2 protein-coding genes and 1 pseudogene are annotated in these 2,284 nt (G+C 34.7%); all 3 read right to left on the bottom strand.

Annotation, left to right across the window (positions count from 1 at the left end):
* Positions 1 to 209 (bottom strand): annotated as a pseudogene (locus tag METFODRAFT_RS09465) (hypothetical protein); the annotation flags it as partial.
* 217 nt (positions 210 to 426) lie between these two features.
* Complete coding sequence (locus tag METFODRAFT_RS09460) at positions 427 to 894, bottom strand: DUF2124 domain-containing protein (protein WP_007045399.1); 468 nt, start codon at positions 892 to 894, stop codon at positions 427 to 429.
* Positions 895 to 939: 45 nt separating this feature from the next.
* Positions 940 to 2,214 carry an isopropylmalate/citramalate isomerase large subunit gene (gene leuC, locus METFODRAFT_RS09455; protein WP_007045398.1) on the bottom strand — a complete coding sequence of 425 codons (1,275 nt, stop codon included), beginning with the start codon at positions 2,212 to 2,214 and terminating at the stop codon, positions 940 to 942.
* Positions 2,215 to 2,284 lie beyond the last annotated feature (70 nt).

Below are 2,284 nucleotides of genomic sequence, written 5' to 3'. Positions count from 1 at the left end.
GTATACAAACAAAACTCATTTTCTGATAGTTTTTGTAGGTTTTTAACGATAGTCGTTCTGTGAATTCCCGAGACATACTCTGAAAATGCTTTGATAGTTTTTATTGGCGTTAGTGTTCTAACTTGTGCGAACTTAGATAACTCCTCCGAACAGTTAAATCCTAAACTATTTATAGAATTAGTGAGTATATTATTAAGTGCTGCTAGCATGGAGGTTTCACCGTTTTTTAACGAGTTATTTAAGTACTACCTATTTCTATTTTTTGGTCTTAATTTTAATAGTGTTAAATCACACTATCAGTAATTTATTATTTTATTTTTTGAATACGCTAACTTCTATGCTACCATCAATTAAATAATCAAACTGAAACGCCGCGTCGTTTCATCCCGCACTGATACCTCTTCGCTTCGCTCAGAGGTATAAAAATTATCTTTTAAAGACCTCAACTTTAATACTTCCATCAATTAAATAATCAAACTCAATCTCTTCAATCCATCCAGATTTTTGAAAAACACTCATAAAACAAACTCCTACAACAAGTTTTGGATTTAATCTATCTAATAAATCTTTAACTTCTTCAACATCCACCCCTATTTTTGGCATTGCCAATCCACCAAATAAAACCACTGCATCAACATCATCAAATCTTGCAGTTTCTCCGCACTGCATACCAACATCTTTCAAAATTAACTTTTTTGCATTTTCCAAATCAACATCTGGAATAAAATAAAGTTCCTCTAAATCCCTTACCGTATAAGCACACAACTCAACAAAAGGCAAACAAACGCCTCTTGAACCAACAAAAACAACCTTTTTACAGTTGTTATTTTTAATTATGTCCCTAAATTCCCTCAACATTGGAGTTAATCCTTTACTTTCAATTATTTTTTTCATAGTATCACCAAAATAAAAAAATTAAATAAATATTAAAATAAGGTTTTATAAATCTCTTGGGTCGGTAATTTCTCCTTTAACCGCACATGCAGCAGCAGTTGCAGGACTTACTAAGTAAACCTCTGAATCGAGAGAACCTTCTCTACCCCTGAAGTTTCTGTTTGATGTTGCAACTCCAACCTCTCCAGGACCTAAGATTCCATACAATGCCCCCATACATGCTGAACATGATGGGTTTGTAACAACACATTCATACTTGTAGAACTTTTGGATTATTCCTTCTTCCATTGCCTTTAACATAACTTCTCTTGATGCAGGAGTTACAACAACCCTTATATCATCAGATATTCCACCATGCTTCTCAATAATTTCAATTGCAATTCTTAAATCCTCTAATCTTCCATTTGTACAGGAACCAATAAACACCTGGTCAATTGGTGTTCCTGCAACTTCTCTAACTGCCTTAACATTATCTACATTGTGTGGACATGCAATCATCGGCTCTAAGTCATTAACCTCAATCTCAAATACTTCTTCATACTCCGCATCTTCATCTGCCTTAATAATTTCAAATGTTCTCTCTGTTCCATGTTTCTTCATTGCATTTTTGACATATTGGATGGTTTTTTCATCTGGCTCTATCAGTCCTGTTTTACCTCCCATCTCAATAGCCATGTTTGTCATTGTCATTCTTGAAGATATTGACATGTTTTTGACAGTTTCCCCACCAAACTGACATGCTTTGTATGTTGCTCCATCTGCCCCAACTTTTCCAATTATGTGTAATATGACATCCTTTGACATTACATAAGGTTTTAACTCACCAGTTATGTTGAAGTAGAGTGTTTCTGGAACTTTAAACCACAATTCACCAGTTGCAAACACCGCAGCCATATCAGTACTTCCTATACCTGTTGCAAATGCTCCAAATGCCCCGTGTGTACATGTGTGGGAATCTGCTCCAACCAAAACAGTTCCTGGGACTACGTGCCCTTTCTCTGGTAAAACTTGATGGCAAACTCCCTCTCTTATATCATAGAAGTGCTTTATATTCTGTTCCTTTACAAATTTTCTCATTAATATGTGATTTTCTGCTGCGTTTATACTATCTGCTGGAACTTGGTGGTCAAATAGGATAACTATTTTTTCGTTATCCCAAACTTTTTCAATTCCCTCTTTTTTTAGGGTATTTACTGTTAAAGGTCCGGTAATGTCATGAACCATAGCAGTTTCTATTTTTGCCATTACAATATCTCCTGGAGAAACTTCCTTTTTTCCTGATGCTTTTGCCAATATCTTTTCTGCTAATGTCATTCCCATAAATATCACCTTAATAATACTTAATTTGTTTCCATAAATTTAATAGGACTTTCGCAAGCATATTCGAATA

It is taken from the genome of Methanotorris formicicus Mc-S-70, from assembly GCF_000243455.1.
Lineage (GTDB): Archaea > AGJL01 > Methanococci > Methanococcales > Methanococcaceae > Methanotorris > Methanotorris formicicus.
The sequence above is the reverse complement of the archived record's forward strand: the minus strand, read 5'-3'. Positions and strand labels throughout refer to the sequence as shown.

Excerpts from the sequence above, each read along its gene's own strand:
- METFODRAFT_RS09460 (WP_007045399.1), bottom strand. The coding sequence starts at position 894 with ATGAAAAAAATAATTGAAAGTAAAGGATTAACTCCAATGTTGAGGGAA.
- leuC (WP_007045398.1), bottom strand. The coding sequence starts at position 2,214 with ATGGGAATGACATTAGCAGAAAAGATATTGGCAAAAGCATCAGGAAAA.